The 23,110-nt window shown below is 64.7% G+C and carries 22 protein-coding genes and 1 pseudogene; 11 read left to right on the plus strand and 12 right to left on the minus strand.

Annotated elements, in window-relative coordinates; translation table 11 throughout:
* Window positions 1-811 (plus strand): annotated as a pseudogene (locus I5M_RS03990) (flagellin); the annotation flags it as partial.
* Between the two features lie 176 nt (window positions 812-987).
* Here the strand turns inward: I5M_RS03990 and I5M_RS03995 are convergent.
* A complete protein-coding gene (locus I5M_RS03995; RefSeq protein ID WP_022720221.1) occupies window positions 988-3,138 on the minus strand; it encodes a glycosyltransferase family 41 protein in 2,151 nt (716 codons plus the stop codon).
* A gap of 494 nt (window positions 3,139-3,632) precedes the next feature.
* Here I5M_RS03995 and I5M_RS04000 point away from each other — a divergent pair, with 494 nt between their 5' ends.
* The 3 genes from I5M_RS04000 to flaF all read left to right on the plus strand — a co-directional run bounded on the left by I5M_RS04000 (window position 3,633) and on the right by flaF (window position 6,835).
* Window positions 3,633-5,897: a DUF1522 domain-containing protein gene (locus tag I5M_RS04000; protein ID WP_022720222.1), complete on the plus strand. Its 2,265-nt coding sequence runs from the start codon at window positions 3,633-3,635 to the stop codon at window positions 5,895-5,897.
* Window positions 5,898-6,082: 185 nt separating this feature from the next.
* Window positions 6,083-6,463 carry a flagellar biosynthesis repressor FlbT gene (gene flbT, locus I5M_RS04005; RefSeq protein ID WP_031335313.1) on the plus strand — a complete coding sequence of 127 codons (381 nt, stop codon included), beginning with the start codon at window positions 6,083-6,085 and terminating at the stop codon, window positions 6,461-6,463.
* Window positions 6,464-6,466: 3 nt separating this feature from the next.
* The gene (flaF, locus tag I5M_RS04010) at window positions 6,467-6,835 is read left to right on the plus strand and encodes a flagellar biosynthesis regulator FlaF (protein ID WP_022720224.1); all 369 of its coding nucleotides are present in this window, start codon (window positions 6,467-6,469) and stop codon (window positions 6,833-6,835) included.
* A 143-nt stretch (window positions 6,836-6,978) separates the two neighbouring features.
* On the opposite strand, the gene I5M_RS04015 is transcribed toward flaF, so the two are convergent.
* The 4 genes from I5M_RS04015 to I5M_RS04030 form a co-directional block, all read right to left on the minus strand.
* A complete protein-coding gene (locus I5M_RS04015) occupies window positions 6,979-7,362 on the minus strand; it encodes a hypothetical protein (protein WP_022720225.1) in 384 nt (127 codons plus the stop codon).
* 127 nt (window positions 7,363-7,489) lie between these two features.
* Window positions 7,490-7,978, minus strand: a complete 489-nt coding sequence (locus I5M_RS04020; protein ID WP_022720226.1) for a hypothetical protein — start codon at window positions 7,976-7,978, stop codon at window positions 7,490-7,492.
* Between the two features lie 19 nt (window positions 7,979-7,997).
* Complete coding sequence (flgJ, locus tag I5M_RS04025) at window positions 7,998-8,336, minus strand: flagellar assembly peptidoglycan hydrolase FlgJ (protein ID WP_022720227.1); 339 nt, start codon at window positions 8,334-8,336, stop codon at window positions 7,998-8,000.
* The gene (locus tag I5M_RS04030; protein WP_022720228.1) at window positions 8,336-9,457 is read right to left on the minus strand and encodes a flagellar basal body P-ring protein FlgI; all 1,122 of its coding nucleotides are present in this window, start codon (window positions 9,455-9,457) and stop codon (window positions 8,336-8,338) included. The genes flgJ and I5M_RS04030 overlap by 1 nt, the downstream gene beginning before the upstream one ends.
* A 290-nt stretch (window positions 9,458-9,747) precedes the next feature.
* Between I5M_RS04030 and I5M_RS04035 the strand changes: the two genes are divergently transcribed.
* A complete protein-coding gene (locus tag I5M_RS04035) occupies window positions 9,748-10,158 on the plus strand; it encodes a flagellar assembly protein FliX (protein ID WP_022720229.1) in 411 nt (136 codons plus the stop codon).
* 192 nt (window positions 10,159-10,350) lie between these two features.
* Complete coding sequence (dksA, locus tag I5M_RS04040; protein WP_022720230.1) at window positions 10,351-10,716, plus strand: RNA polymerase-binding protein DksA; 366 nt, start codon at window positions 10,351-10,353, stop codon at window positions 10,714-10,716.
* A 119-nt stretch (window positions 10,717-10,835) separates the two neighbouring features.
* On the opposite strand, the gene I5M_RS04045 is transcribed toward dksA, so the two are convergent.
* From I5M_RS04045 to flgF, 5 genes are all read right to left on the minus strand, one after another.
* The gene (locus I5M_RS04045) at window positions 10,836-11,111 is read right to left on the minus strand and encodes a DUF3551 domain-containing protein (protein WP_022720231.1); all 276 of its coding nucleotides are present in this window, start codon (window positions 11,109-11,111) and stop codon (window positions 10,836-10,838) included.
* A gap of 334 nt (window positions 11,112-11,445) precedes the next feature.
* Window positions 11,446-12,204 carry a flagellar basal body L-ring protein FlgH gene (flgH, locus tag I5M_RS04050; RefSeq protein ID WP_022720232.1) on the minus strand — a complete coding sequence of 253 codons (759 nt, stop codon included), beginning with the start codon at window positions 12,202-12,204 and terminating at the stop codon, window positions 11,446-11,448.
* A 1-nt stretch (window position 12,205) separates the two neighbouring features.
* The gene (gene flgA, locus I5M_RS04055; protein ID WP_022720233.1) at window positions 12,206-13,279 is read right to left on the minus strand and encodes a flagellar basal body P-ring formation chaperone FlgA; all 1,074 of its coding nucleotides are present in this window, start codon (window positions 13,277-13,279) and stop codon (window positions 12,206-12,208) included.
* A gap of 13 nt (window positions 13,280-13,292) precedes the next feature.
* Complete coding sequence (gene flgG / locus I5M_RS04060) at window positions 13,293-14,081, minus strand: flagellar basal-body rod protein FlgG (RefSeq protein ID WP_022720234.1); 789 nt, start codon at window positions 14,079-14,081, stop codon at window positions 13,293-13,295.
* A gap of 12 nt (window positions 14,082-14,093) precedes the next feature.
* The gene (gene flgF, locus I5M_RS04065) at window positions 14,094-14,855 is read right to left on the minus strand and encodes a flagellar basal-body rod protein FlgF (protein ID WP_022720235.1); all 762 of its coding nucleotides are present in this window, start codon (window positions 14,853-14,855) and stop codon (window positions 14,094-14,096) included.
* A gap of 364 nt (window positions 14,856-15,219) precedes the next feature.
* Between flgF and fliL the strand changes: the two genes are divergently transcribed.
* From fliL to I5M_RS04085, 4 genes are read left to right on the plus strand one after another with little or no spacing between them, the layout of a single operon-like run.
* Entirely contained in the window at window positions 15,220-15,714 is a 495-nt protein-coding gene (gene fliL / locus I5M_RS04070; protein ID WP_022720236.1) for a flagellar basal body-associated protein FliL, read from the plus strand.
* A 6-nt stretch (window positions 15,715-15,720) separates the two neighbouring features.
* Window positions 15,721-16,923 (plus strand): flagellar motor switch protein FliM, encoded by a 1,203-nt coding sequence (fliM, locus tag I5M_RS04075; RefSeq protein ID WP_022720237.1) that lies wholly within the window; start codon window positions 15,721-15,723, stop codon window positions 16,921-16,923.
* Window positions 16,920-17,345: a DUF6468 domain-containing protein gene (locus I5M_RS04080; RefSeq protein WP_022720238.1), complete on the plus strand. Its 426-nt coding sequence runs from the start codon at window positions 16,920-16,922 to the stop codon at window positions 17,343-17,345. Before fliM ends, I5M_RS04080 begins: the two co-directional genes overlap by 4 nt.
* Window positions 17,342-18,109 (plus strand): MotE family protein, encoded by a 768-nt coding sequence (locus tag I5M_RS04085; RefSeq protein WP_022720239.1) that lies wholly within the window; start codon window positions 17,342-17,344, stop codon window positions 18,107-18,109. Before I5M_RS04080 ends, I5M_RS04085 begins: the two co-directional genes overlap by 4 nt.
* A 15-nt stretch (window positions 18,110-18,124) precedes the next feature.
* On the opposite strand, the gene I5M_RS04090 is transcribed toward I5M_RS04085, so the two are convergent.
* Window positions 18,125-18,454 (minus strand): hypothetical protein, encoded by a 330-nt coding sequence (locus tag I5M_RS04090; protein WP_022720240.1) that lies wholly within the window; start codon window positions 18,452-18,454, stop codon window positions 18,125-18,127.
* Window positions 18,455-18,858: 404 nt separating this feature from the next.
* Here I5M_RS04090 and I5M_RS04095 point away from each other — a divergent pair, with 404 nt between their 5' ends.
* Window positions 18,859-22,653, plus strand: coding sequence for a hypothetical protein (locus I5M_RS04095; protein ID WP_022720241.1), 3,795 nt, complete (start codon window positions 18,859-18,861; stop codon window positions 22,651-22,653).
* Window positions 22,654-22,689: 36 nt separating this feature from the next.
* Here the strand turns inward: I5M_RS04095 and I5M_RS29150 are convergent.
* The coding region (locus I5M_RS29150; RefSeq protein ID WP_022720242.1) for an NAD(P)/FAD-dependent oxidoreductase at window positions 22,690-23,110 on the minus strand (421 nt) is incomplete at its 5' end.

The following is a 23,110-nucleotide window of genomic DNA, read 5'->3' on the forward strand; positions in this document are numbered from 1 at the left end:
GGCAGCCTGAACGGCAAGACGTTGACCTTCACCTCCTTCAACGGCGGTGCGGCCAGCAACATTCACGCTCGGGGACGGCACCAACGGCACCGTCAAGTTGCTGTTTCAGCTGAACGCTGCGCTGGCGTCCAACAACCTGACGGCGTCGATCGATAACGCCTCGGGCAAGCTGACGATCTCGGCCTCCAACGACTACGCTTCCCACACCCTGGGCGGCGCGGATGGCGGCGCGATCGGCGGTACTCTGGCTTCGACGCTGACCTTCTCGGTGCCTTCGGCTCCGGTGGCCGACGTCAACGCCCAGACCACCCGCGCCGGCCTGGTGAAGCAGTTCAACGACATCCTGGACCAGATCACCACGACGGCTCAGGACTCCTCGTTCAACGGCGTCAACCTGCTGAACGGCGACAACCTGAAGCTGGTGTTCAACGAAACCGGCAAGTCGACGATCTCGATCCAGGGCGTGACCTTCAACCCGACCGGCCTCGGCCTGTCGACCCTGAGCTCGGGCACCGACTTCATCGACAACAACGCCACCAACGCGGTGCTGTCGAAGCTCAACACGGTCTCGACCACGCTGCGCTCTCAGGCGTCCGCGTTCGGTTCGAACCTGTCGATCGTGCAGGCCCGTCAGGACTTCTCGAAGAACCTGATCAACGTGCTGCAGACCGGTTCGTCCAACCTGACGCTGGCCGACACCAACGAGGAAGCCGCCAACAGCCAGGCGCTGACCACCCGTCAGTCGATCGCTGTGTCGGCCCTCTCGCTGGCCAACCAGTCGCAGCAGAGCGTGCTCCAGCTGCTCCGCTGATTACTACGACAAACTTCACTGGCGAAGGAAAGACGGCGGGGGAAACCCCGCCGTTCTTTTTTTGAGATTCATCGATGGGCCGTCGGGATTTCTCTCGGCGATATCAGGCAGCCGCGGCCGATATCTCGCTGCGCACGACGTCCAAGTCGAAGAAACGCGAGCGCGGGTCCGGGCGCCTATTTGCGCGTCGATCCGGTGGCGCCCCGTTTGCGGAAGCGTGATGGATCTGCCGGCGGCGAGGCGCAATAGCTCTGCCACATCGCCCGATATGCGTCCTCGACGGCGCGGGTATAGACCGCGGGACCGAAGCGCTCGTAGATGAACCCGCGCAAGCCTTGCCGTATCGACCGCAGCCGCTCGCCGTCGGGATTGAGAGCGATCTGAAGGTACTCGTCGTCGTTCTTTCCAATGAACTCAGGGATACCCGCGGTCGCCAGGATCGCGGCGCCGAGCCGGCTGTTGATCGTGTTTCCGATCTTGGTCACGACGGGGACGCCCATGTACAGCGCTTCCCAGCTCGAGACGCCGCCAGGTTGCGGGAACGGATCGAGACAGAGGTCGATTTTCTGCAGCGTGCGGAGATGGTCCTCGCGCGAGGTCGAACCGAACAACGTGATCCGCTCTGCAGCCACACCGTTCGCCGCGAATTTCTCCAGCAGGGTGTGGCGGACGGCAGGATCGTCGATGCTGCTGTCCTTGAGGATCAGCCGCGCGGTCGGATTGCCCACCATGATCCGCGACCAGAGCAGGATCGCCGGATCGGACATCTTGCTGACGCGGTTGAGCACGCCGTAGGTCAGGTAGCCGTTCGTCTCCGAAGGCACCTCGCTCGACCACCAATCGGAAGGCGGCGGGTCGATAATCATGTTCGAGGGGAGATCGTAGATGGCTTCCGCGAACAGATGGCGGACTTCCTTGGGGATTGTGATCGGGTCGGCGAACAGGTAGTCGACCGTCGGCATGCCGGTGCCGGTGGAATGGCCCCAGGCCGTGACCTGGACCGGGGCGACCTTGCGGGCAAAGAGCCGAAGCCGGTTGCCGGCCGTATGGCCGGACAGATCGACCAGGATATCCACCCGGTCCGCCTTGATGCTTTCGGCGAGCTGATCGTCGCTCCATTGTGACATGTCGCGCCATTTGTCGGCCTTCGCCTGGAAATGCGCAGTCATCGCATCCGGAAGGGCTACGCCCGAGTAGCAGATGACTTCGAAACGCTGCCGGTCATGGCTCGAAATAACGGGAGCGAACGAGAACGCGGCAGAATGGTGCTTGAAGTCGGCCGAGACGTAGCCGATCACCAGTCGGCGGTCTGGGTCGCGATCTCGATCGACCGCCGCCGCGAATGCGTCGTGGACCGGTCTCCCGATCTGATCCCACCAGAGGCGACGCGCAGCCTGCTGAGTTTCGAAATTTGCGTTCGTGCAGAAATCCATCGAGAAGATTCGGCTGGAGATCGCGGGCTCGTAGTTCGGAGACACCTCCAAAGCGCGGTCATAGAGCGCCGTTGCGGTGTCGGCATCTCCGAGCAGGGCCATGCAGTTGCCGAGCGTCGTCAGGGCTCGGGCCGATTTCGGCTCGATTTTCAGCACTTCGGTGCAGGTCCGCAGCGCCTCCTGGACATCCTTCTTTGCGAGCAGGATCTCCACACGGGAGATCCCCGCCTCGACCTGTCGCTTGCCGATCGATATGGCGCGGTCGTAGTCCGCGAGCGCCTCGTCGAGCCGCTTCAGTTCCTTGTAGACGGCCGCCCTGTTCATGAAGGCCATATCGTGCAGCGGATCGACCTCGATCGCCTTGCCGAAGCTCTCGATCGCCTTGTCGAAGCGGGTGAGCTTTTGCAGCGCGATGCCGTGATCGTTCCAGGTGTCGGCGCGCGTCGGATCGAGCGCGAGCGCGCTTTCGAAGCTGGCGATGGCCTCTTCCAGCCGCCCGAGCTGCAGCAAGACGTGTCCGCGATTGTGATGGGCTTGGACCAACGTCAAATCGAGCGCGATAGCCTTGTCGCAGGCCGTCAGCGCCTCCTCAAGCCGGCCGACGCTCGTCATCATGCCCGCCATGTCGGACTGCGCCTGGGCGGAGCGGGGATCGGCGAGCAGCGCGCGTTTGAGATGGCGGATGCCGGACTCGACATGGCCGGCTGCAAACTCGGCCTGCGCGTAGAAATGCAGCGCCTGAAAATTGTCCGGCGCCTTCTTCAGAACTTTCTTGTAGCAGGAGCGCGCCTCGTCGAGGTCGCCGGCCTGATGCAGCATGCGCGCCCGCATCAACATCAGTACCGGCTCATAGGCCTTGTCCGGATGCTGGGTCTTCTGGGGGGCGGGCTGCATGACACCGTCCGATTCTGCCGGTGCGAATGCTGACACATCGGGCCGCGATCCGCATCCTGGGGGCGCGCCGCAAATCGCGGCGGCCGAGCCTGCCGCGGTCGGCGTAAATTATTCATTAACCATATCGCCCCGGGGAAGCCCGTGGGGTGGTAGCCGAGGCCGAATCAGCAACCGAATCGGACCGGCGAGGGCGCGGAGAAGTTAACAAGTGCTTCGATGCCCTTATTGAAAGTATTGAATTATTTCGCCTTAAGATGCTGTTAACCATATTTTAAAAAGTGCCCGATATCTCTGGTCGGCAGTAGGAAAGAGGTAAGGCCGAGAATCGGCCGCGTATGGCCCGGTCCGTCACCCCTCGAGGGTGCGGCGGAGGTCCCTCTCCAGAACAGGCGTCTAAAACAAAACCGGCAAGCGTCGCGGCGGCATTGGCCCCGACGCAGGCAGCGGCGCACGACTGAAGGTCGTCGTCCAGCGCGGATCAGGAAGGTACCGATATGAATGATGTCGTTCTCTCGGCAGCGGTTCGCCAGAACCTGCTTTCGCTGCAGTCGACCGCGGAAATGCTGTCGACGACGCAAAACCGGCTTGCCAGCGGCAAGAAGGTCAACAGCGCGCTGGACAATCCCACGAACTTCTTCACTGCCGCCGGCCTCGATGCACGAGCCAGCGACATCAACAATCTGCTCGACGGCATCGGCAACGGCGTTCAGATCCTGCAGGCCGCCAACACCGGCATCACCTCGCTGAACAAGCTGATCGACAGTGCCAAATCGATCGCCAACCAGGCGCTGCAGACGCCCGTCGGCTACTCGACCAAGTCGAACTACTCGACCTCGATCTCCGGCGCGACGGCCGACGATCTGCGCGGCACCACGAGCTTCATCAACACCATCGCCAACTCGAACGTGCTGTATTCCGGCGCGGCCGGCGGCTCCACCGCGGTGACCTCCGGCACGCTGCTCGGAGGCATCTCGGCGACGTTGACCGGCACCACCGCCACCGCCGGCGACGGTACGGCGGCGATGGCCACCAGCCTGACGCTGATCAGTACCTCGGGCACGTCGGCCACGGCGCTGATCGGTAATGCCCAGCCGGCCGATGGCGACACTCTGGTCGTCAACGGTAAGACCATCACGTTCCGTGCCGGATCGGCTCCCGCAAGCTCGGCCGTGCCGGCCGGCTCCGGCGTCTCGGGCAATCTCGTCACCGACGGCAGCGGCAACACCACGGTCTATATCGGCACGCCGGCGGCGCCGACAGCCACGGTCGGCGACCTGCTCAAGGCGGTCGATCTCGCCAGCGGCGTGCAGAAGTCGGTCAATGCCAACGGCAATGCGACCATCTCGAACTCTTCGGGCACGAACGCCAGCGTCGCCGGCGGCGTGGTGTCGATCACGACTGGTACGGGCGCCGATCTGTCGATCACCGGCAAGGCCGACCTCCTCAAGGCCCTCGGCCTTTCGACCTCGACGGGCGCCGGCTCGGTAACCGTGACCAAGCAGCGCACCACCAGCGGTCTGACGTCCGGCACCCTGATCCAGGACGGCTCGACCCTGACGGTCAACGGCAAGTCGATCACCTTCAAGAACGCCTCGGTACCGGCCGCGGCCAACGTGCCGACCGGATCGGGCACCACCGGCAACATCGTCACCGACGGCAGCGGCAACTCGACGGTCTATCTGCAGGGCGGCACGATCTCGGACGTGCTGACCGCGATCGATCTCGCCACCGGTGTGCAGACCACCGTCAACACCGCCGGCAACGCCGTGCTCACCACCACCTCGGGCAGCACCGCCTCGTCGGTGGCGTCCTCCGGTGCGCTGCGCATCTCGACCGGCACCAACTCCGATCTCAGCATCTCCGGAGCCGGCAACGCGCTGTCGGTGCTCGGTCTCGCGGGCAACACCGGTACCGCGACCGTGTTCTCCGCCGCCCGCAACGCCGGCGTCGGCGGCATCAGCGGCAAGACCCTGACCTTCACCTCGTTCAACGGCGGCACGCCGGTGAACATCACCTTCGGCGACGGCACCAACGGCACCGTCAAGACGCTGGCGCAGCTGAACGTCGCGCTGCTCGCCAACAACATGTCGGCGACGGTCGATGCCACCGGCAAGCTGGTGATCTCCGCCGGCAACGACTTCGCCTCGTCGACGCTCGGTTCGTCGACCGCCGGCGGCGTGCTCGGCGGCACCGTCACCACGACGTTGACCTTCACCAATCCGGCGCCGCCGGTGGTCGACCTCAACTCGCAGGCGACCCGCGCCAATCTGGTGGCGCAGTACAACAACATCATCACCCAGATCACCACCACGGCGCAGGACGCTTCGTTCAACGGCGTCAACCTGCTCAACGGCGACACGCTGAAGCTGGTGTTCAACGAGACCGGCAAGTCGACCCTCAACATCGTCGGTTCGCAACTGACGCCGGAGGGCCTCGGCCTGCCGACGCTGATCTCCGGCACTGACCTCGTCGACAACAATTCGGCGAACAAGACGCTGTCCGCGCTCAACTACGCGAGCACGCAGCTGCGCGCCATCGCGTCCTCGCTCGGCAGCAATCTGTCGATCGTGCAGATCCGCCAGGACTTCGCCAAGAACCTGATCAACGTGCTGCAGACCGGCTCGTCCAACCTGACGCTGGCCGACAGCAACGAAGAAGCCGCCAACAGCCAGGCACTGTCGACGCGGCAGTCGATCGCGGTGTCGGCGCTGGCGCTGGCCAACCAGTCGCAGCAGAGCGTTCTGAAGCTGCTGCAGTAATTCGCGCGGCCGGCGCGTGAATCGGCTTGGCGTGCGGCGACGCTTCGTCTCCGTGGCGCCTGGTCTGGGTTGTTCCCGAAAACCGCCCGGTTTTCGCGCTGGATTGCGGTGCCGCGGCGGCGCAAACGAATCGATCGGCCGCCACCTTCGCGCTGCTTGGCGCGACGACAAAGGGAACGACGCACATGCCTTTGCGAGTCGAGTTGAAGCCGTTCGAGCGGATCGTGATCGGCGAGAGCGTAATCACTAATTCCGACACACGCACCACGTTCCTGATCGACGGTGACGCGCCGATCCTGCGCGAGAAGGACATTCTCACCGCGGAGACTGCGAACACGCCGGTGAAACGCGTCTATCTGTGCGTGCAGATGATGTATCTGCAGAACGACATTCCCGCGTACCAGGAACTCTATCTCGGTTTCATCAAAGAATTACTCGAAGCTGTGCCGAGTTTTCGCGAAACGATCGAGCGCACGAGTAATCTAATCTTAAGCGGCAATCTTTATAAGGCACTCAGAGAATTGCGCCCGCTGATCAAGCGCGAAGAAGAATTGCTGCAGAGGTAGCCGATGTCCAGTGCCGCGCAAGCCTACGCTCGAACCGCGCAACGGACCGCCTCTCCCCGAGAGATCGAAGCGCAAGCGCTGCTCAAGGCAGCGAAACAACTTCAGGACATCCAGACCAACTGGGCCGAGAAGGGCAGCATCGGTCTCAACGAGGCGCTGCTGTTCAATCGCAAGCTGTGGTCGATCTTCGTCGGCGACGTTCTCAACGACAGCAATCCCCACGCGCGCGACGTGCGGGAGCAGATCGCCAACATCGGCATCTTCGTGATGAGCCAGTGCACGGCGTTGCAGATGAAGCCGGAATACGAAGCGCTGCAGGCGCTGATCGACATCAACCGCAACATCGCGGCGGGCCTCAGCGGACGTCCGTGATTACGGTTCGTCGCCGTCCGGCAGATCCGTCTCCACCCCAGATCCGAACGACGTCGTCCCTGCGGCGCGCCACGCAGGCAGCAACGAGCACCCGCGCCTGCATGGCGCAGGCCGGGCGATCTCCCGATGGGACCAAAAGCGGGTTAGACGACCCGGTTGGTCGGCTGTGACGCGCTCGGGACCGCCACGCGGTCCTGCTCGCGGAAATAGGCCCGCGCCTTGAGCTGCCACGATTCCGGATACTGGCTGATCACTTGCCGCGTCTGGTCGTCGACGGAGACGTAGACGATTTCGGCGGCGGCCTGATCGAACAGCACCTTCCGGGATATGCTTTGGTTGTTCTCGGGGCTGCTCTTGGCGGTGTTCGCCGCGGCTGCGTTGGGGTCGGACGCGGCGCCGGAAGCCGTCACGCTCTGCGGCGCCGGCAACTGCGTCTCCACGGCCGTTCGCGCCGCGTCAGGCTCCGGCCTGATCAGCGGCGTCGTGACCGGTACCCCAACCGGCTTGACGGTGACATCGAAACTCATGGTCAGCCCTCCTGGCTTCCATCAGGTCAATTCACCCCTCCGATCGAAAATAGTGCCGGGGACCTCTAAATTCCTCGCTGCAAAAAATGAGATGAGTTGATTCAAAGTTGCCGGGTTTGCGGCGGTCCTACAGAGATCGGCTGATGGCGATCGGCCGCAGTTGGCGCGGGCTCGGTGCGGCGCGCGTTCCGGCCGCCGTGTAGGTCTGCGGCGCATTGCGTTTCTGAAACTCGGCGTTGACGCCGCGAACGATTCCTTCCGACACCGCATGCGCCGTGGCGAGGACGGTGAGATTGACCTGCAGCATGGCGCGGAACACCTCGTGATGGCGATGCAAGGCGCTCAGCAGATCCGGCGTGTTCGCTTTCATATAGGGCTGGCTCGCCTTCACCAGGCCGATTGCGCCGATATAGCGCTTGATGAAGTCGGTCTTGTCACGTTCGAGCTTCATCGCATCGGCGATCTTGCCGGCGCGCACGAGTTCGGTCTCGCGTTCGATCACCGCCAGCAGCCCATCCATGATCTCGATGAGTGCGGTCGCGAGGCGTCGTGCATCGGCCGGGGAGGCGGCCTGCGGAATCTGCTGCGGGGAGGTCGGGCGCTGCGGCTGCATCATGGCTTGATCCTCGTGCGCGTCACGCGACGCTGTTCGCCTGCTGGAGAATGAGAGAACGGTAGACGTCGTTGGCGATGCCGAGGCCGCCGGCCTTGGCGATCGTCTGTGAGTATTGCTCGGTGAGCATCGAGCGCCACGCGCCGGTGCCGACGGTGTCGCCGAACGGGCCTTCGCCCTTCAGCCCGCTGGTCATCTGCGACATCATCGAGTTGAGAAACATCGCCTCGAAGTCTTGCGCCTTGGCTTTCGCCGCTGCCTGCGCCTTCGGCGACACCTTGGAGAGCGCAGCCGCGAACGTGTAGTCCGGGTGGCCGTTAATGATCGGAACGTTGGCGGGGCTGGAGACGGTCGCGGCCATTACATCACCTCGATATCGGCTTCGATGGCACCGGCGGCCTTGATCGCCTGCAGAATGCCGATGAGATCGCGCGGACCGATGCCGAGGCTGTTGAGGCCGTCGACGAGTTGCTGCAGCGAGACGCCATCTTTGACCACGGCGAGCTTCTTGCCGTCCTCGGTGACGCCGATCTTGGAGTTCGGCGTCACGACGGTGCGGCCGCGCGACAGCGGATTGGGCTGACTGACTTGCGGGCTTTCGGAGATCGACACGGTGAGATTGCCCTGCGCCACCGCGACCGTAGCGACGCGGACGTCTCGGCCCATCACGATGATGCCGCTGCGTTCGTCGATGATGATCTTGGCGGCGAGATCGGGCTCGACCTGGAGCTGTTCGATCTCGGTCAGGAACGCGACGGCGTTGCCCTTGAAGTCGGCCGGGATCGACAGCTGTACCGTGGACGGATCGATCGGCTCGGCGCTCTTGGTGCCGAGATAATCATTGATCGCGGTGGCGATGCGCTTGGCCGTGGTGAAGTCCGCATTACGCAGCGCCAGCCGGACGTTCGGCAGCCGGTTCAGCGCAAACTCGATTTCGCGCTCGATGATGGCGCCGTTGGCAATGCGGCCGACGGTCGGCACGCCGCGGGTGATCTTGGCGGCTTCGCCTTCAGCCTGGAAGCCACCGATCGCGAGCGAACCCTGGGCCACCGCGTAGACGTTACCGTCGGCGCCGAGCAGGGGGGTGACGAGCAGGGTGCCGCCCTGCAGATTCTTGGCGTCGCCGAGCGCCGAGACGGTGACATCCATCCGGGTGCCCTGGGTAGCGAACGGCGGCAGGTTACCGGTTACCATCACGGCGGCAACGTTGCCGGTGCGGATAGTGGCGCCGCGGATGTTGACGCCCATGCGCTCCAGCATCGCCTGCAGCGACTGCTTGGTGAAAGGGATGTTGTTGAGGGTGTCGCCGGTGCCGTTGAGGCCGACGACGAGGCCATAGCCGATCAGCTGGTTCTGGCGGACGCCTTCGATGTTGGCGAGATCCTTGATCCGCGAGGTCGCATGCGCGCCAGCGCCCGATAACGCCAAAGCGCCGAGCACGGCGAAGGCCAGCTTCAGCACTTTGTTCGACAAGCCCGGCATCCGATGCTCCCACTCCGCACGGCCGGCAGGCTGCGCGCTCGATGCCCTCTTGCGAGAGCCGTGCCATCGCGTCGATTGCGGTCAATGCGTTGAAATTAAACGGTATTTTTGCGTTTCGACAAGTGGCTCGGGCTTCCTGTCCGAGACCGAAACTGCCCCTGCCGGCAGTTTTTGCCGAGCCGTTTACCGGCTGTTAACCATAAGCCGCGACGGTGGGAACCTGAGGCCTCCGGGTGGTCTCAAGGCGGGTGTAACCTCGAAACCCGGAGGGGCGACCAGCGAGACTTCCGATGCGCATCCAAGGTCCGAACGGTACCACCACCACGACCTCGAGCAGCGGCCCGCGGCGCAGCAGTTCGAGCAGCTTCACGCTGCCGAGCCCGACGACCGCGCCCGAGGCGCGTGCCGTCAGCGCGCCGCTCGCACCCACCGGGATCGAAGCTTTGCTGGCGATGCAGGGCGTCGAGGACGCCACCGAGCGTCGCAAGCGGTCAGTCGTGCGCGGCCGCAACGCGCTCGACGTGCTGGACGAATTGAAGATCGGCTTGTTGTCCGGCTTGTTCGATACCGCCACGGTGGCCCGGCTGCGGGCGGCCGCGGCCGAGCTCAAGACCTCGTCCGGGGACCCCGGCCTCGATGCCGTGCTGTCGGAAATCGAGCTGCGAGTCGAGGTCGAGCTCGCTAAAGCCGGGCAGTTCTGAACGAATTTCTCCTGCAGTTCCGCGTCACGAAGCTGTGCGCCGCCGCAGTGGAGTGGGCACGGGACGATATTGTCTGTCACACCCGCGCGCTATATAAGCTGCCGCGCAGGCGGGGTTATTTGCCGCATCACCGGACATGGATTGCCCTTGGAAAAGTTGAAAAGCTATCGACCCTCCGAGAAAGAGCCGTTCATGAACGAACGGCAGCGCGAGTATTTTCGCCAAAAGCTGCTGGCCTGGAAGGACGAGATCCTCCGCGAGGCCAAGCTCACCCTGCAGGCGCTGCAGGAAGAGAACGTCAATCACCCCGATCTGGCCGATCGTGCCTCTTCGGAAACCGACCGCGCCATCGAGCTGCGCGCCCGAGACCGCCAGCGCAAGCTGATCGCCAAGATCGACGCCGCTCTGCAGCGGATCGAAGACAACACCTACGGCTATTGCGAAGAAACCGGCGAGCCGATTTCGCTGAAGCGGCTGGAAGCCCGCCCGATCGCGACGCTCTCGGTCGAGGCGCAGGAGCGTCACGAGAAGCGTGAGAAAGTCTATCGCGACGAGTAGTCGGCGACAGCGGCGATGACGCTTGTCTGCTTCGCCCGCCGCTGATCACGTGGTTGCACGGATAGTAAAACGGCGCCGCTCCGCAAGGAGGGCGCCGTTCGTGTTAGTGCATTCAGCCTTCAGCGCGCCTCGATGTAACGCCGACCGCGCGGCAGCGGCTGTGCGCTCGACTGCTCCCGCTGTCGGAATGCGACGACCGGATTGACGTCGCAGCCGGCGCGGGTGCCCGACGCGCTCACCATGCATTGCTCGTAGCTGTCGAACTGGCAGTTGCCGGGGTAGCCCCAATCGCCGCCCTGCAGGCAATACGCGTAATCACGCGCGGCCGCAGGGGTTGTCGAGGCAAACGCGACGATGGTGGCGGACGCCAGCAGGGCCGCCGCGGTCTTGATCATGATAGCAACTCCAAAGCGAACGAACCGGAGGGAGCCGAAAGGCCCGGGCTCGCGTGATGATCTCGATGTAGCATCGCCTGTGCTGCTTTCAATCGCGTCCCGCGCGACGCTCCCATGCGGGCGTCAGCAGGGCGTCGAATTCCAAGCTGGGCGCGCGAAGCTCTTACACTTGTCCGTCGGAAAAAGTCTCGTGGTAGACGATTAACTTCTCGTCATGTCCGAAAAGGCCGCGGCCTTCGCGCGGGGGGAGAACCGGCGAAGGCCGCGCTGGAGACACCGGGCTGCGCCTAGGTTCGCGGCCTGGTGTGGGAGCTCCTGAAACAATCGGAAATCGTCAGAACGGCAGCAGCACGTCCATCACCTGCTGGCCATAGCGCGGTTGCTGCACGTCGGTGATCTGGCCGCGGCCGCCATAGGCGATGCGGGCCTGCGCAATCTTGCTCGAGTCGATCGTGTTGTCGCTCTGGATGTCTTCCGGCCGGACGATGCCGGCGACGATCAGTTCGCGGATCTCGAAGTTGACGCGGATTTCCTGCTTGCCTTCGACGACCAGATTGCCGTTCGGCAGCACCTGCGTCACCACCGCGGCGACATTGGTCTGCAACGCTTCCTGGCGCTGCACCGAGCCCTTGCCGTCGCTGGAGGAGGTGCCGTCGGCGGTCAGGATGCGTCCCGGCAGAACCTTGGCGGCGTTGCCGGTGAGCAGCGCGCTGCCGGCGAAATCGGTGATGCCGGAATCTTCCTTATTGGTGCGGCTGCGCTGGGTTTCGTTGGCGATGTTGGCCTTGTCGGTGAAATTCACCGTCACCGTCATGATGTCGCCGACCTTGGCGGCGCGCTGGTCCTTGAAGAACGCGCGCGAGCCGTTCCGCCACAGCGAGTTTGCGTTATAGGACGCGACCTCCGGCTTCGGCATCGGCATCTGCACCGGCTTGTAGCCGGGCTGCGTCGTCGGATTCTCGATCGGCGTCAGCGCCGGCCTCTCGCCGATTGCGGCGAGGCGGTCGATCCCCGAACAGCCACCGGCGAGGCCCGCGGTGGTGAGCAGCGCGGCACCGAGAACGAGACGATTGAACGACACTGACTTGAACATGTTACTCGGCCTTGGCGGTTGAAGTCGTGGCGGTCGCCACATCGGACGCGGCGCTGGCCACGACGCGCGGCGCCACGGGCGTCACGGTGACCTGAGCACGCCCGGTCACGGTGCCGGTGATCGTGCGCTTGGACTGCAGATTGAGCACGGTGACGATGTCGCCCTCGGCGCCCGTATCGACGGCCTTGCCGCGTGCCGTCAGGTAGATGCCGCCGACCTGGTAGATCAGCGTCACGCCCTGGTCGCGCTGCACCAGATCGGGCCGCGACAGGTCGGCGTTGCGGAGAACCTGGCCGGCACGCAGCGGCCGACGGGCCTGCATGCCGATGGCGACGTCGCGGCCGGCGGCGTCGGTGCCGGCTTCGACCTTCGGGCGGCGCTCGACCGAGACATCGGAGGCCTTGATCACGTCGTTGCGGCCGATGTCGCGCAACAGCACCGTCGCGGTGGTCATCTCGATCGCATTGCCGGTGAATCTCAGGCGGACCGGCTGGGTGCCGGGCTCGCCGCCGATCTCGAAGGACACGTCGAAACGGTTGGTGCGCGGATCGAACTTCTCCGAGACGAGCTGCAGCGCGCCGGTGCGCGACGCATCGAGCGTTTGTGTTTCGAGTTCTCGGTCGAAGCTGAGCGACAGGTTTTCTGCATCGCCGAGACCGTGGCGATGCTGCAGAGCTTCGCCCACCGCCTGCTCGATGTCCTTGGCCGGCAGAGTGCGGGCGAGCCGCGTCACGACGACCTGGCTGATATTGCGCGTGTCGACACCGATCACCTGGTGAGCCCGCAGTGCCGCTATCACGGCCGCGGTGGGCAGCGAGCCGGTGGTGCCGAGATCGGGCGAGCGATAGATCGCGATCTGTGCCGCCGGCCCGGCGTTGTCGATGACGTCGCCGATCCGCACGACGTCGTCGGTGACTTCGACCCGGGCGCGCAGTACCGGCGTGCGGAGGGCTTCCCTGATATCGGCATCGAGAGACGGATTGTTCGGCGCGTATTGCGGGGCTGCGTCGCCGGCGAATGCGGCGATCGGGGAGGCGAGCAGCGCGGCGACGATGAGGAGCGAGCGGACGGTCATCTGTCAGCGTCCTTCAGCGGAACATGTTCGAGGTCGATTGCAGCATCTGGTCGGCGGCGCTGACGACCTTGGCGTTCATCTCGTAGGCGCGCTGCGCGGCGATCAGATCGGAGATTTCGTTGACGACTTCGACGTTGGCCTGCTCGAGCGTCTTCTGCAGGATGTCGCCGAGACCGTCGTTCGTCGCGGTGCCGTCCTGCGGCGGACCGGACGCCTGGGTCTCGATGAAGAGGTTGTCGCCCTGCGGCTGCAGGCCGGCCTTGTTGATGAACCGCGTCAGGCTGATCTGGCCGATCACGGTCGGCGTGGTCTGGCCCGACAGCGTCACCGACACCTGGCCGTTGGTCGCGACGGTGACGCTGGTCGCGCCGTTCGGAACGGTGATGGTCGGCTGCAGCGGATTGCCGCCGGCCGTTACCACGCGTCCGGTGTTGTCCATCGTGAACGAACCGTCGCGGGTGTAGGAGAAGGTGCCGTCCGGCATCTGGATCTTGAAGAAGCCTTCGCCGCGCACTGCGAGGTCGAGATCGTTGCCCGTCGTGGTCAGCGTGCCCTGAGTCATCATGCGCGGCGTGCCGACCGTCTTGACGCCGCCGCCGATATCGACGCCGACCGGCAGGATCGTGCCCTGATCCGACGCCTGCGCGCCGACGCGGCGAACGTGGTCGTAGATCAGATCCTGAAACTGCGCCGTCTGCTTCTTGAAGCCGGTCGTGCGCATGTTGGCGATGTTGTTGGAGATCACCTGAACGTTGAGCTCCTGGGCCGCCATCCCGGTCGCAGCGGTGTAGAGTGCGCGCATCGTCAGTCTCCGTTAGGCCGGTACTTCAGCGAGCTTGTCGATCGCGTTCTTGTGGAGGTCGCCCTGCTGCTGGAGCAGAGAGGCGATCTGCGAGTAGGTGCGGCTGACTTCGATCATCTTGGTCATCTCCATCACGGAGTTGACGTTCGACTTCTCGACGTAGCCCTGGCGGACCATCGATTTGGTGTCGGGCGCACCCTGGTCCGTGGTGGCGGAGAACAGGTTGGAGCCTTCCTTCTGCAGACTCTGCGGCCTGGTGAAGCTCACCAGCCGCAGCTTGCCGCGCTGGGAGTCGATGGTCGATGTGCCTTCCAGCACGCTGACGCGGCCGTCGGGCGAGAAGGAGATCTGCTTGTCGGTGGGCTGCAGGACGATCGGACCGCCGGTGCCGAGCACCGGATAGCCCGAACTGTTGACGAGCTGGCCTTGGGCATTGACCGTCAGCGAGCCGTCACGGGTGAAGCGCTCGCCCTGCGGCGTCTGCACCACGAGGAAGGCTTTGCCGTCGACGGCGATGTCGAGCGGGTTCTTGGTCTCTTCGAGCGGGCCCGCGGACAGATCGTGATAGGCGGCGCGGTCCTGAACGAAGCTGACGCGCCGGTCGCGCGTCTGGAAGTTGTCCTCGTGCGCGCCGGTGTTCAGAAATTCCTGAAACACCGACCGCTCCGCCTTGAAGCCGTTGGTGTTGATGTTGGCGAGGTTGTTCGCGACGACATCCATCTGCCGTTCGAGCACGACCTGCCGTGACAGTCCGATGAGAAGCGCGTTCTCCATCGGTGTTCTCCCCTGTGAGGCCCGAGGCGCCGTCCTCCCAGACGTCGTATCGGACCTTGATCGAACCGCGGACCGCTCTCCCAAGCGGACGGCTCGGGATTACACTTGCGAAGCCCGTGCCAGTTTGAAAATCGAAGCAAAAACAGTTGTTTGACTGTTTTGGAGGGGTGGGGAGAAGGCGCCGTCAAGGAAGTATTGACCATACTGGTCGGCAGAATCTTCCTAGTTGGAGACGCTTGGAAAGATTCCGTTAACCATTGCTGCCCTAGCGTCGCAGCATCAGGGCCTCGCGCGCTGGCGGCTTTGGTATCGCGTATTCGGTTCGCATCGCGCAGACGGCAGGGTTCAACGCGGGCGGGGCGCGATGGCGGACGCAGAGACACCGGAAGACGGCGCAGCCGCCGACGGCGCAGCGCCGAAGAGCAAGAAGAAGCTCATCATCATCATCGCCGCGGCCGTGCTGCTGCTCGGCGGCGGTGGCGGGGCTTATTTCTTCCTGTTCGCCGGCCACGGCGAGGGCGAGCACCACGAGGCCGCCAAGGAAGTGAAGCCGCCGAACTTCGTCGAAGTGCCGGAGATCATGGTCAACCTCGCCGGCCAACCCGGCGAGCGCGTGCAGTATCTCAAGGCCAAGATCGTGCTCGAGGTGAAGGACGAGAAGCTGGTCGAGCAGATCAAGCCCAATATGCCGCGCATCACCGATCTGTTTCAGACTTACTTGCGCGAACTGCGTTCGGGCGACCTCAACGGCTCGATCGGCATGTTTCGGATGAAGGAAGAGCTGACGCGCCGCGTCAACGTCGCGATCGCACCGCAGTCGGTCGACGCGGTGCTGTTCAAGGAAGTGCTGGTGCAGTGAGCTGACATGGCCGGCCAGGAACAACTCGACCAGGACGCAATCGCCGCCCAATGGGAAGCCTCCATGGCCTCGGAGGATCCCGAGGCCGCGGCGAAGGCGGCAGCGGAGAACGAACTCACCGGCACGATGGCGGAGCAATGGGCCGCCATGGTGGAGGACGGCGGCCGCGACCTCGGCGGCGGCAAGAACGGCGGCGAGCGCGTGCTGTCGCAGGAGGAGATCGACAATCTCCTCGGCTTCAGCGTCGGCGACGTTCACCTCGACGAGAATTCGGGCATCCGCGCCATCATCGACTCGGCGATGGTGTCCTACGAGCGTCTGCCGATGCTCGAAATCGTTTTCGACCGCCTGGTGCGGTTGATGACGACCAGCCTGCGCAACTTCACCTCGGACAACGTCGAAGTCTCGCTCGATCGCATCACCTCGGTGCGGTTCGGCGACTACATGAATTCGATTCCGCTGCCGGCGGTGCTGTGCGTATTCAAAGCCGAGGAGTGGCAGAACTTCGGGCTCGCCACCGTCGATTCCAGCCTGATCTATTCGATGATCGACGTGCTGCTCGGCGGCCGCCGCGGCCAGCCGTCGCTGCGCATCGAAGGCCGCCCCTACACCACGATCGAAACCAACCTGGTCAAGCGTCTGCTCCAGGTCGTGCTGGCCGATGCCGAACAGGCGTTCCGGCCGCTGTCGCCGGTGACGTTCTCGATCGACCGGCTCGAAACCAATCCGCGCTTCGCCGCCATCAGCCGGCCGGCCAACGCCGCCATCCTGGTGCGTCTCCATGTCGACATGGAAGACCGCGGCGGCAACATCGAACTGCTCCTGCCATACGCCACGATCGAGCCGATCCGCGGCGTGCTGATGCAGATGTTCATGGGCGAGAAATTCGGCCGTGATCAGGTTTGGGAAGGCCATCTCGCCACCGAGATCGTGCAGGCGGCGATTTCCGTCGATGCCGTGCTGTACGAGGCGGAGGTGCCGCTGAAGCGGCTGATGGAGCTGCAGGTCGGCGACACGCTGCCGCTCGATCTGCGAGCCGATGCATTGGTCGCGGTCCGCTGCGGCAGTGTCACGCTCACAGAAGGACGGATGGGGCGGGTCGGCGACCGCGTCGCCATCCGCGTTACCAAGCCGCTCCGCAAGCCGCTCACCACCTACGCGATGTTCGAACGCACCGACGAGCAAAGCAAGATGATGGAGACACAATGAGCCACACCATCGGACTGATCATTGAATCCCTCGTCGCGATGCTGCTGGTGGTGACCATCGGCTATTGCTGGCTGCTCAACAAACGGCTGTTGCGGCTGAAGGCCGACGAGGCATCGCTGAAGGCGACCATCGGTGAACTGATCACCGTCACCGAGATCGCCGAGCGTGCCATCGGTGGTCTCAAGCTGACCGTCCGCGAGGTCAACGAAAACCTCGGCCGCGACATCGCCAACGCCACCGCGATGTCGGAAAGTCTGAAGAACCATCTGGCCGAGGGCGACAACGTACTGCGCCGGCTGTCGAAGATCGTCGCCGCGGCGCGGCCGAGTGAACCGGCGCCGACGATGTCGGCGGCTCAGGCCAACGCGATGGCGGCACAAGCCTTCGCCGAGCGCAGAAGGGCGAACGGCCTGGCAGCATGAGTGCGTTCCGGGACATTCGCATCCTGCCTGTGGTGCTCGTCGCGATCTTCGGCCTTGCCGTGTTGAAGATCGCCGGGCTCGTGCTCGATGGCGGCTATGTGTTCGACTACGATCCGAAGTCGACCAAGCCGTCCTGGGCGCAGGAGAACCTGAATTTCCCGGGGCGCAAACCGATCGACAACGACATCACCGGCTCGGTGCCCGAGAAGCCGAAGGAAGAAGCCAAGCCGGTCGTCGCGCCGCCGCAGGAGGCCGTGCCGGCCGAGCCGCAGGCCGATCCGAACACGCCGATCAGCGCGTCGGAACGCGCCATTCTGGAGCGGCTGCAGGCACGCCGTCAGGAACTCGATGCCCGCGCCCGCGAGATCGAGATCCGTGAGAGCCTGCTGAAAGCCGCCGAGAAGCGCATCGAAAGCAAGGTCCAGGAGCTGAAAAGCACAGAAGGTCAGGTCGGGAAGGCCGACGAGCAGAAGGCGGAGGCCGACGCGGCAAGGTTCAAGGGCATCATCACGATGTACGAGTCGATGAAGCCGAAGGACGCCGCCAAGATCTTCGACCGGCTCGAGATGCCGGTGCTGATCGAAATCGCCTCGCAGATCGCGCCCCGCAAGATGAGCGACATCCTCGGACTGATGCAGCCGGAGACGGCCGAAAAGCTCACGGTCGAACTCGCGCGCCGCGCCAGCGGCAAGCCGGGCACGGTGTCGGCATCCGCCGCCGATCTGCCGAAGATCGAAGGCCGCCCGGTTCCGGCGAAGCAGTGAGTCGGGCGCGGGTCTTCAGTCGCTCAGTCGCGTCAGCACGGCCTTGAATCCGAGTGACGGACTTTCCGCCGCTATGCCTTCGACTTGCGCGAAGTCGCCGATCGACGAGCCGTGGAAATCGATCCTCACTTCGTCGAGCCCGAACACCGAGTGAATCGTCGGATCGTTGGTGTGGCGACGCCCCTTGATGGCGCCGGTTATTCGTTCGCCCTGCTGCTGAAACGATCCGATATAGGCGAATGCCGAATTGCCGCCGCGCAGCTTGCCGTCCTGCGCGAACAACACGCCGACGCCTTTGCGTCTCGGTGTTTCGAACTCGACCTTGTACAGTCCCCTGAGCAACATGATTTTTCTAATCCGAAAGTAGCTGAAATCGGCAAAATAGCGCGCAGGCCGGCCGTTCGGCCGATCAGCTTTGATGGTGTGGTTCAGAAACGGATTCGCTTGAGCGGGAGCGTGGCGTTACCCCAACAGTCGCCACGGCGAGATACTATCAAAACCGTGTTTAGCCGCTAGTGAATTTCGCTCCGATCATCAGGATATGATCGAAGGCTTGGCGGTAGTTCGCTACGCCGCAAGCCGCCCCTAAAACCGATGGTTAAACCAACGTTAACGGCTTTCGTGGTCTGGTGGCGTGGCCGCATGTGCGCTGTTCTGCGGAAGCGGCAGCGCATTGTCTGCTCATGGTTCGATCGCGCCGGAACGCTCAAGCGTTCGGTGGACGACAGGTCAGAGATCGAAAGATTCGCATGGCGCCGAGGGCTGCCACTTTAGTCTGGTCGAACGTAGGGCGGGTGGCGCGTCTCGCCGCCGCCGTGCTTGCGATTGGCCTTACTGCGTCGGCGTCTCTCGTGCCTCGGGCGGCGATCGCGCAGCAGGCGCCTGTACGAGGTGAAGCAAGCTTCTCGGCGAGCGGCGGTTATGGCCGGCTCGTGTTCAAGCTGGCGCAGGACGTCGATTCCGACGTGTCGATAGCCGGACTGATCGTGGTGGTCCGGTTCAAGCGCCCGGTCGACATCATGATCGATAAGCTCACCGAACAGGCCCCTGATTATATCGGTTCCGTCCGCGCCGACCCCGATGGCTATGCGATCCGGCTGGCGCTGACCCGCAAGGCCACCGTCAATTCGATGACCGCTGGGGAGCGGTTGTATGTCGATTTGTTGCCGGACAGCTGGACCGGCGCGCCACCCGGTCTGCCAGCCGAGGTCGTGAAGGAGCTTGCTGAGCGCGCGCGCGCTGCCGAGCGGGCATTGCGCGCCCAGCGCGCGGTTGCGGACGCCAAGAAGCTGCCGCCGATCCGGGTTCGTGCTTCGGTTCAGCCGACCTTCGTGCGCTACGTGTTCGAGATGCCGAAGGAGGTGAAGATCTCCTCGACGCTGACCGACAAGAAGCTGTCGCTCAATTTCAACGCGCCCTTCGTGTTCGATCTCGCCGACGCGCAACTCACCGCACCGCCGAGTGTCGGCGGCATCAGCCAGAAGACCGACGGCATCAGCGCCAATGTCGACTTCACGCTGATCGGCGGCGTCGACGTGCATTCGTTCCGCGAGGACAAGAACTACATCGTCGATATCGGCGTGCCTGCCGGCGAAAACGAGCCATTGCCGAAAGCGGGCGCTCCGTTGACGCTGCCCGAGATCGCCAAGCTGGAAGGCAAGGGCGCTGCCCATGCCGACGATCAGCACGGCAAAGCCGGCGAGAAACCGGCTGCGCAACCCGAAGCCAAACCGGCACCTGCGGCCGAAGCCAAGCCTGCGGCCAAGGCCGAGGCGGCTCCGAAGGTGGAGCCGCCGGCGAAATCGGCTGCGGCCGCGCCAGCCGGTCCCAAGCCGGGCAGCCCGGCCGCCAAACCTCCGCAGGCCACCGCTGCACCAGCTAATCCGGCACCGACAAAACCGGCTCCGCAGCAGCCGGCCGCGATTCCGTCGCTCGCAGGCCCGTCGCCCAACGTGCCCAGCAGCGATACCGCCAAGGCAACGCCTTCGTCGCCCACGCCGTCGATGGCCGGCCCGAGCAAACCCGATGACGCGATCGTCGCTGAGCCGGCTGCGCCAGTGGTGCGGCCCGTGCAGCCTGCGCCATTGGCGGCTGCACCGCCGGTCGCGGCACGGCCTGCGGAAGCTCGCCTCGATGCCGACGGTCTGCATCTGACCTTCAGCTTTGCAGCACCGACGGCGGCGGCCTTGTTTCGCCGCGGCGACTTCGTCTGGCTGGTCGTCGACAACACCGCGCCGTTCGATCTCGAGGCGATCCGACGCGAGGGGCGCAGTATGGTCGGCGATGTCGGCCGGATCGCGCTGCCGGACGGTCAGGCCATTCGGATGCGGCTGTCTCGTCCGCAGATCGCGGCCTTGAGCGACGAGGACGGCAGCGGCAGGAATTGGTCGATCGTCCTGGCCGACGCCGGGCGTACGGCGTCGCGGCCGCTGTCCGCCGTACGCAATATCGCCGATCCGACGCGCGCCAGCGTCTCGATTGCACTGCCCGGGCTCGGCCACGTGCATCGCGTGGTCGATCCGGAAGTCGGCGACGCGCTGACCGTGGTGACCGCGATGCCCCCGGCGCGCGGCTTCATCAAGCAGCAGAACTTCGTCGAGTTCAATCTGCTCGAAACCATCCACGGCGTGGTGGTGCAACTACGCTCCGACGACGTCGATGTCGCCGCCGAGGCCGATGCGGTGGTGCTGACACGGCCCGGCGGGCTGACATTGTCGGCCGCCGATCCGACCGCGCGCACCGAGAACGCCGCCGCTCGTCCGTTCTTCGACATGACCCAATGGCAGAAGGACCAGGACGGTCGCTTCCTGGATGCGCTCGACGCCAAGGTCAATGCGGCCGCGAGCGCCACCGGCGAGGAGCGTCTGCCCGCGCGGCTCGATCTGGCGCGGTTCTACATGGCGCGCGGCTTCTACCCGGAGGCCAAAGGCGTCCTCGATCTGGCGATTGCCGGGACCAAGACCGGCCAGGAGGATCCGGCGGCGATCATCGGCCATGCCGCCGCCAGCGCGTTGATGTCGCGGCCCGATCAAGCTCTCAAGGACGTTGCCAATCCGGCGATCTCGTCGACCTACGACGCCCAGCTCTGGAAGGGCGTGGCGCTGGCCCGGCAGGGCAAATGGGCCGAGGCACGCGAGAAGCTGAAGAGCGTGCAGTTCGCCATCACAGCCTTGCCCCTCGATGTTCAGCGCGCCGTGCTGGCCACTGCGATGCGCGCCTCTCTCGAAGTTCGCGATTACTCCGGCGCCGCCAAGATCAGCAGCGATTTCGACCTGGTCGGCGTGCCGCCGACGATGCGGCCGCAGGTCACGCTGATGCGCGGCTGGCTGGACGAGGCGCTCGGCCGCGATCTCGACGCGATGCGCAAGTACAAGGAAGCGATGGCGTCCCCGGACCGGCAAGCCTCCAGCGAAGCCAAGCTGCGCGACATCGTGCTGCGCTTCAAGCGCGGCGAACTATCCGCGGCCGACGCGCTGCCGGATCTCGAGCGGCTCAGCGTGATGTGGCGCGGCGACGATGTCGAAGTGCGCACCCAGCGATTGCTGGCGAAGCTGTACGGCGAGGCCGGACGTTACGGCGAGTCGCTGGCCGCCGCCCGCACCGCGACGCAACTCGCCCCGAATTCGGAACCGGCCCGGCAGGCGCAGGACGATGCCCGCGCGCTGTTTTCGCAGCTTTTCCTCGGCACCAAGGGTGACGATCTGCCGCCAGTGCAGGCGCTCGCCACCTTCTACGAATTTCGCGAGCTGACGCCAATCGGCCGCCGCGGCGACGAGATGATCCGCCGCCTGGCCGATCGGCTCGTCGGCGTCGACCTGCTCGATCAGGCCAGCGAGCTGCTGCAGTACCAGGTCGACAAGCGCCTCGAAGGCGCGGCGCGCGCCCAAGTCGCGGCGCGGCTGGCGATGATCTACCTGATGAACCGCAAGCCGGACCGCGCCATCGCGGCGCTGCATTCGACGCGGATCGCCGATCTCAACGGCGAATTGCGTCAGCAGCGACTGTTGCTCGAGGCGAGAGCGCAGAGCGACATCGGCCGTCATGACCTCGCGCTCGACATCATCAGCAACATTCCCGGCCGGGAAGCGATCAGGCTGCGCTCCGACGTGTATTGGGCGGCGCGCCGCTGGCGTGAAGCGTCCGAGCAGATCGAACTCTATCTCGGTGACCGCTACAAGGACTTCACGCCGCTGTCGCCGGCGGAGAAGAGCGACGTCATCCGCGCCGTGGTCGGCTACTCGCTGGCCGACGATGCGCTCGGCCTGGCGCGTTTCCGCGAGAAGTTCGCGCCGCTGATGACCGACACCGCCGATCGCACGGCTTTCGACATCGCCAGCAAGCCGGCGACCGGCGACAGCAACTCGTTCGCGGCGATCGCCAAGATCGCGGCGAGCGTCGATACGCTCGAAGGCTTCCTGCGTGAAATGAAGCAGCGCTTCCCCGACGCCAGCGCCAGAGCTACGCCGCCCGGCGCAGACATGATCTCGACCGGCTCGCTGCCGGCGATCACCGGCAAGCGGCGCGAGGCGGCGGCGGATCGTTAGTCACCCGGCTCCGCGGGAGAGCGGCGGGCAGGGCGATTAATTGACGGGTAGGTATTGACCGAAAAGGTCGACCACGCACTGAGGCGCGGCGCTGCTGAAGAACAATCTGAGGTTCCGGTCCGTCTCGGCCGCTGCGGACGCGCTGCGGGGGAAGAGTTCTTTTTCATAGGCGGCGAGCGCAGCTTCGACGTCACCGGGATTGGCGGCGATCGCCTTGCCGAGCTCGGCGCCGTCGTACATCGCGAGATTGGCTCCTTCGCCGGCAAACGGCGACATTAAGTGTGCCGCATCGCCGAGCAGCGTGACGCCGCGCAGGCGATCCCAACGATGATCGACTGGAAGCGCATGGAGCGGGCGAATTACGGGTTCGGTCTCGCCGTCGGTAATAAGTGCTGTCAGCTCTGGAGCCCAACCGCTGAATTCCGACGCAATTCTGGCCAGCGCCGTCGCCCGCTCG

Origin of the sequence: Rhodopseudomonas sp. B29 (assembly GCF_000333455.1) — a bacterium.
Taxonomy (GTDB): domain Bacteria; phylum Pseudomonadota; class Alphaproteobacteria; order Rhizobiales; family Xanthobacteraceae; genus Rhodopseudomonas.

Excerpts from the sequence above, each read along its gene's own strand:
- I5M_RS04085 (WP_022720239.1), top strand. The coding sequence starts at position 17,342 with ATGAGTGCGTTCCGGGACATTCGCATCCTGCCTGTGGTGCTCGTCGCG.
- fliL (WP_022720236.1), top strand. The coding sequence starts at position 15,220 with ATGGCGGACGCAGAGACACCGGAAGACGGCGCAGCCGCCGACGGCGCA.
- I5M_RS04015 (WP_022720225.1), bottom strand. The coding sequence starts at position 7,362 with ATGAGTTTCGATGTCACCGTCAAGCCGGTTGGGGTACCGGTCACGACG.
- I5M_RS04000 (WP_022720222.1), top strand. The coding sequence starts at position 3,633 with ATGAATGATGTCGTTCTCTCGGCAGCGGTTCGCCAGAACCTGCTTTCG.
- flgA (WP_022720233.1), bottom strand. The coding sequence starts at position 13,279 with ATGACCGTCCGCTCGCTCCTCATCGTCGCCGCGCTGCTCGCCTCCCCG.
- I5M_RS04020 (WP_022720226.1), bottom strand. The coding sequence starts at position 7,978 with ATGATGCAGCCGCAGCGCCCGACCTCCCCGCAGCAGATTCCGCAGGCC.
- I5M_RS04035 (WP_022720229.1), top strand. The coding sequence starts at position 9,748 with ATGCGCATCCAAGGTCCGAACGGTACCACCACCACGACCTCGAGCAGC.
- flgG (WP_022720234.1), bottom strand. The coding sequence starts at position 14,081 with ATGCGCGCACTCTACACCGCTGCGACCGGGATGGCGGCCCAGGAGCTC.
- I5M_RS04030 (WP_022720228.1), bottom strand. The coding sequence starts at position 9,457 with ATGCCGGGCTTGTCGAACAAAGTGCTGAAGCTGGCCTTCGCCGTGCTC.
- flaF (WP_022720224.1), top strand. The coding sequence starts at position 6,467 with ATGTCCAGTGCCGCGCAAGCCTACGCTCGAACCGCGCAACGGACCGCC.
- fliM (WP_022720237.1), top strand. The coding sequence starts at position 15,721 with ATGGCCGGCCAGGAACAACTCGACCAGGACGCAATCGCCGCCCAATGG.
- flgF (WP_022720235.1), bottom strand. The coding sequence starts at position 14,855 with ATGGAGAACGCGCTTCTCATCGGACTGTCACGGCAGGTCGTGCTCGAA.
- flgH (WP_022720232.1), bottom strand. The coding sequence starts at position 12,204 with ATGTTCAAGTCAGTGTCGTTCAATCGTCTCGTTCTCGGTGCCGCGCTG.
- I5M_RS04090 (WP_022720240.1), bottom strand. The coding sequence starts at position 18,454 with ATGTTGCTCAGGGGACTGTACAAGGTCGAGTTCGAAACACCGAGACGC.
- I5M_RS04095 (WP_022720241.1), top strand. The coding sequence starts at position 18,859 with ATGGCGCCGAGGGCTGCCACTTTAGTCTGGTCGAACGTAGGGCGGGTG.
- I5M_RS03995 (WP_022720221.1), bottom strand. The coding sequence starts at position 3,138 with ATGCAGCCCGCCCCCCAGAAGACCCAGCATCCGGACAAGGCCTATGAG.
- flgJ (WP_022720227.1), bottom strand. The coding sequence starts at position 8,336 with ATGGCCGCGACCGTCTCCAGCCCCGCCAACGTTCCGATCATTAACGGC.
- flbT (WP_031335313.1), top strand. The coding sequence starts at position 6,083 with ATGCCTTTGCGAGTCGAGTTGAAGCCGTTCGAGCGGATCGTGATCGGC.
- dksA (WP_022720230.1), top strand. The coding sequence starts at position 10,351 with ATGAACGAACGGCAGCGCGAGTATTTTCGCCAAAAGCTGCTGGCCTGG.
- I5M_RS04080 (WP_022720238.1), top strand. The coding sequence starts at position 16,920 with ATGAGCCACACCATCGGACTGATCATTGAATCCCTCGTCGCGATGCTG.
- I5M_RS04045 (WP_022720231.1), bottom strand. The coding sequence starts at position 11,111 with ATGATCAAGACCGCGGCGGCCCTGCTGGCGTCCGCCACCATCGTCGCG.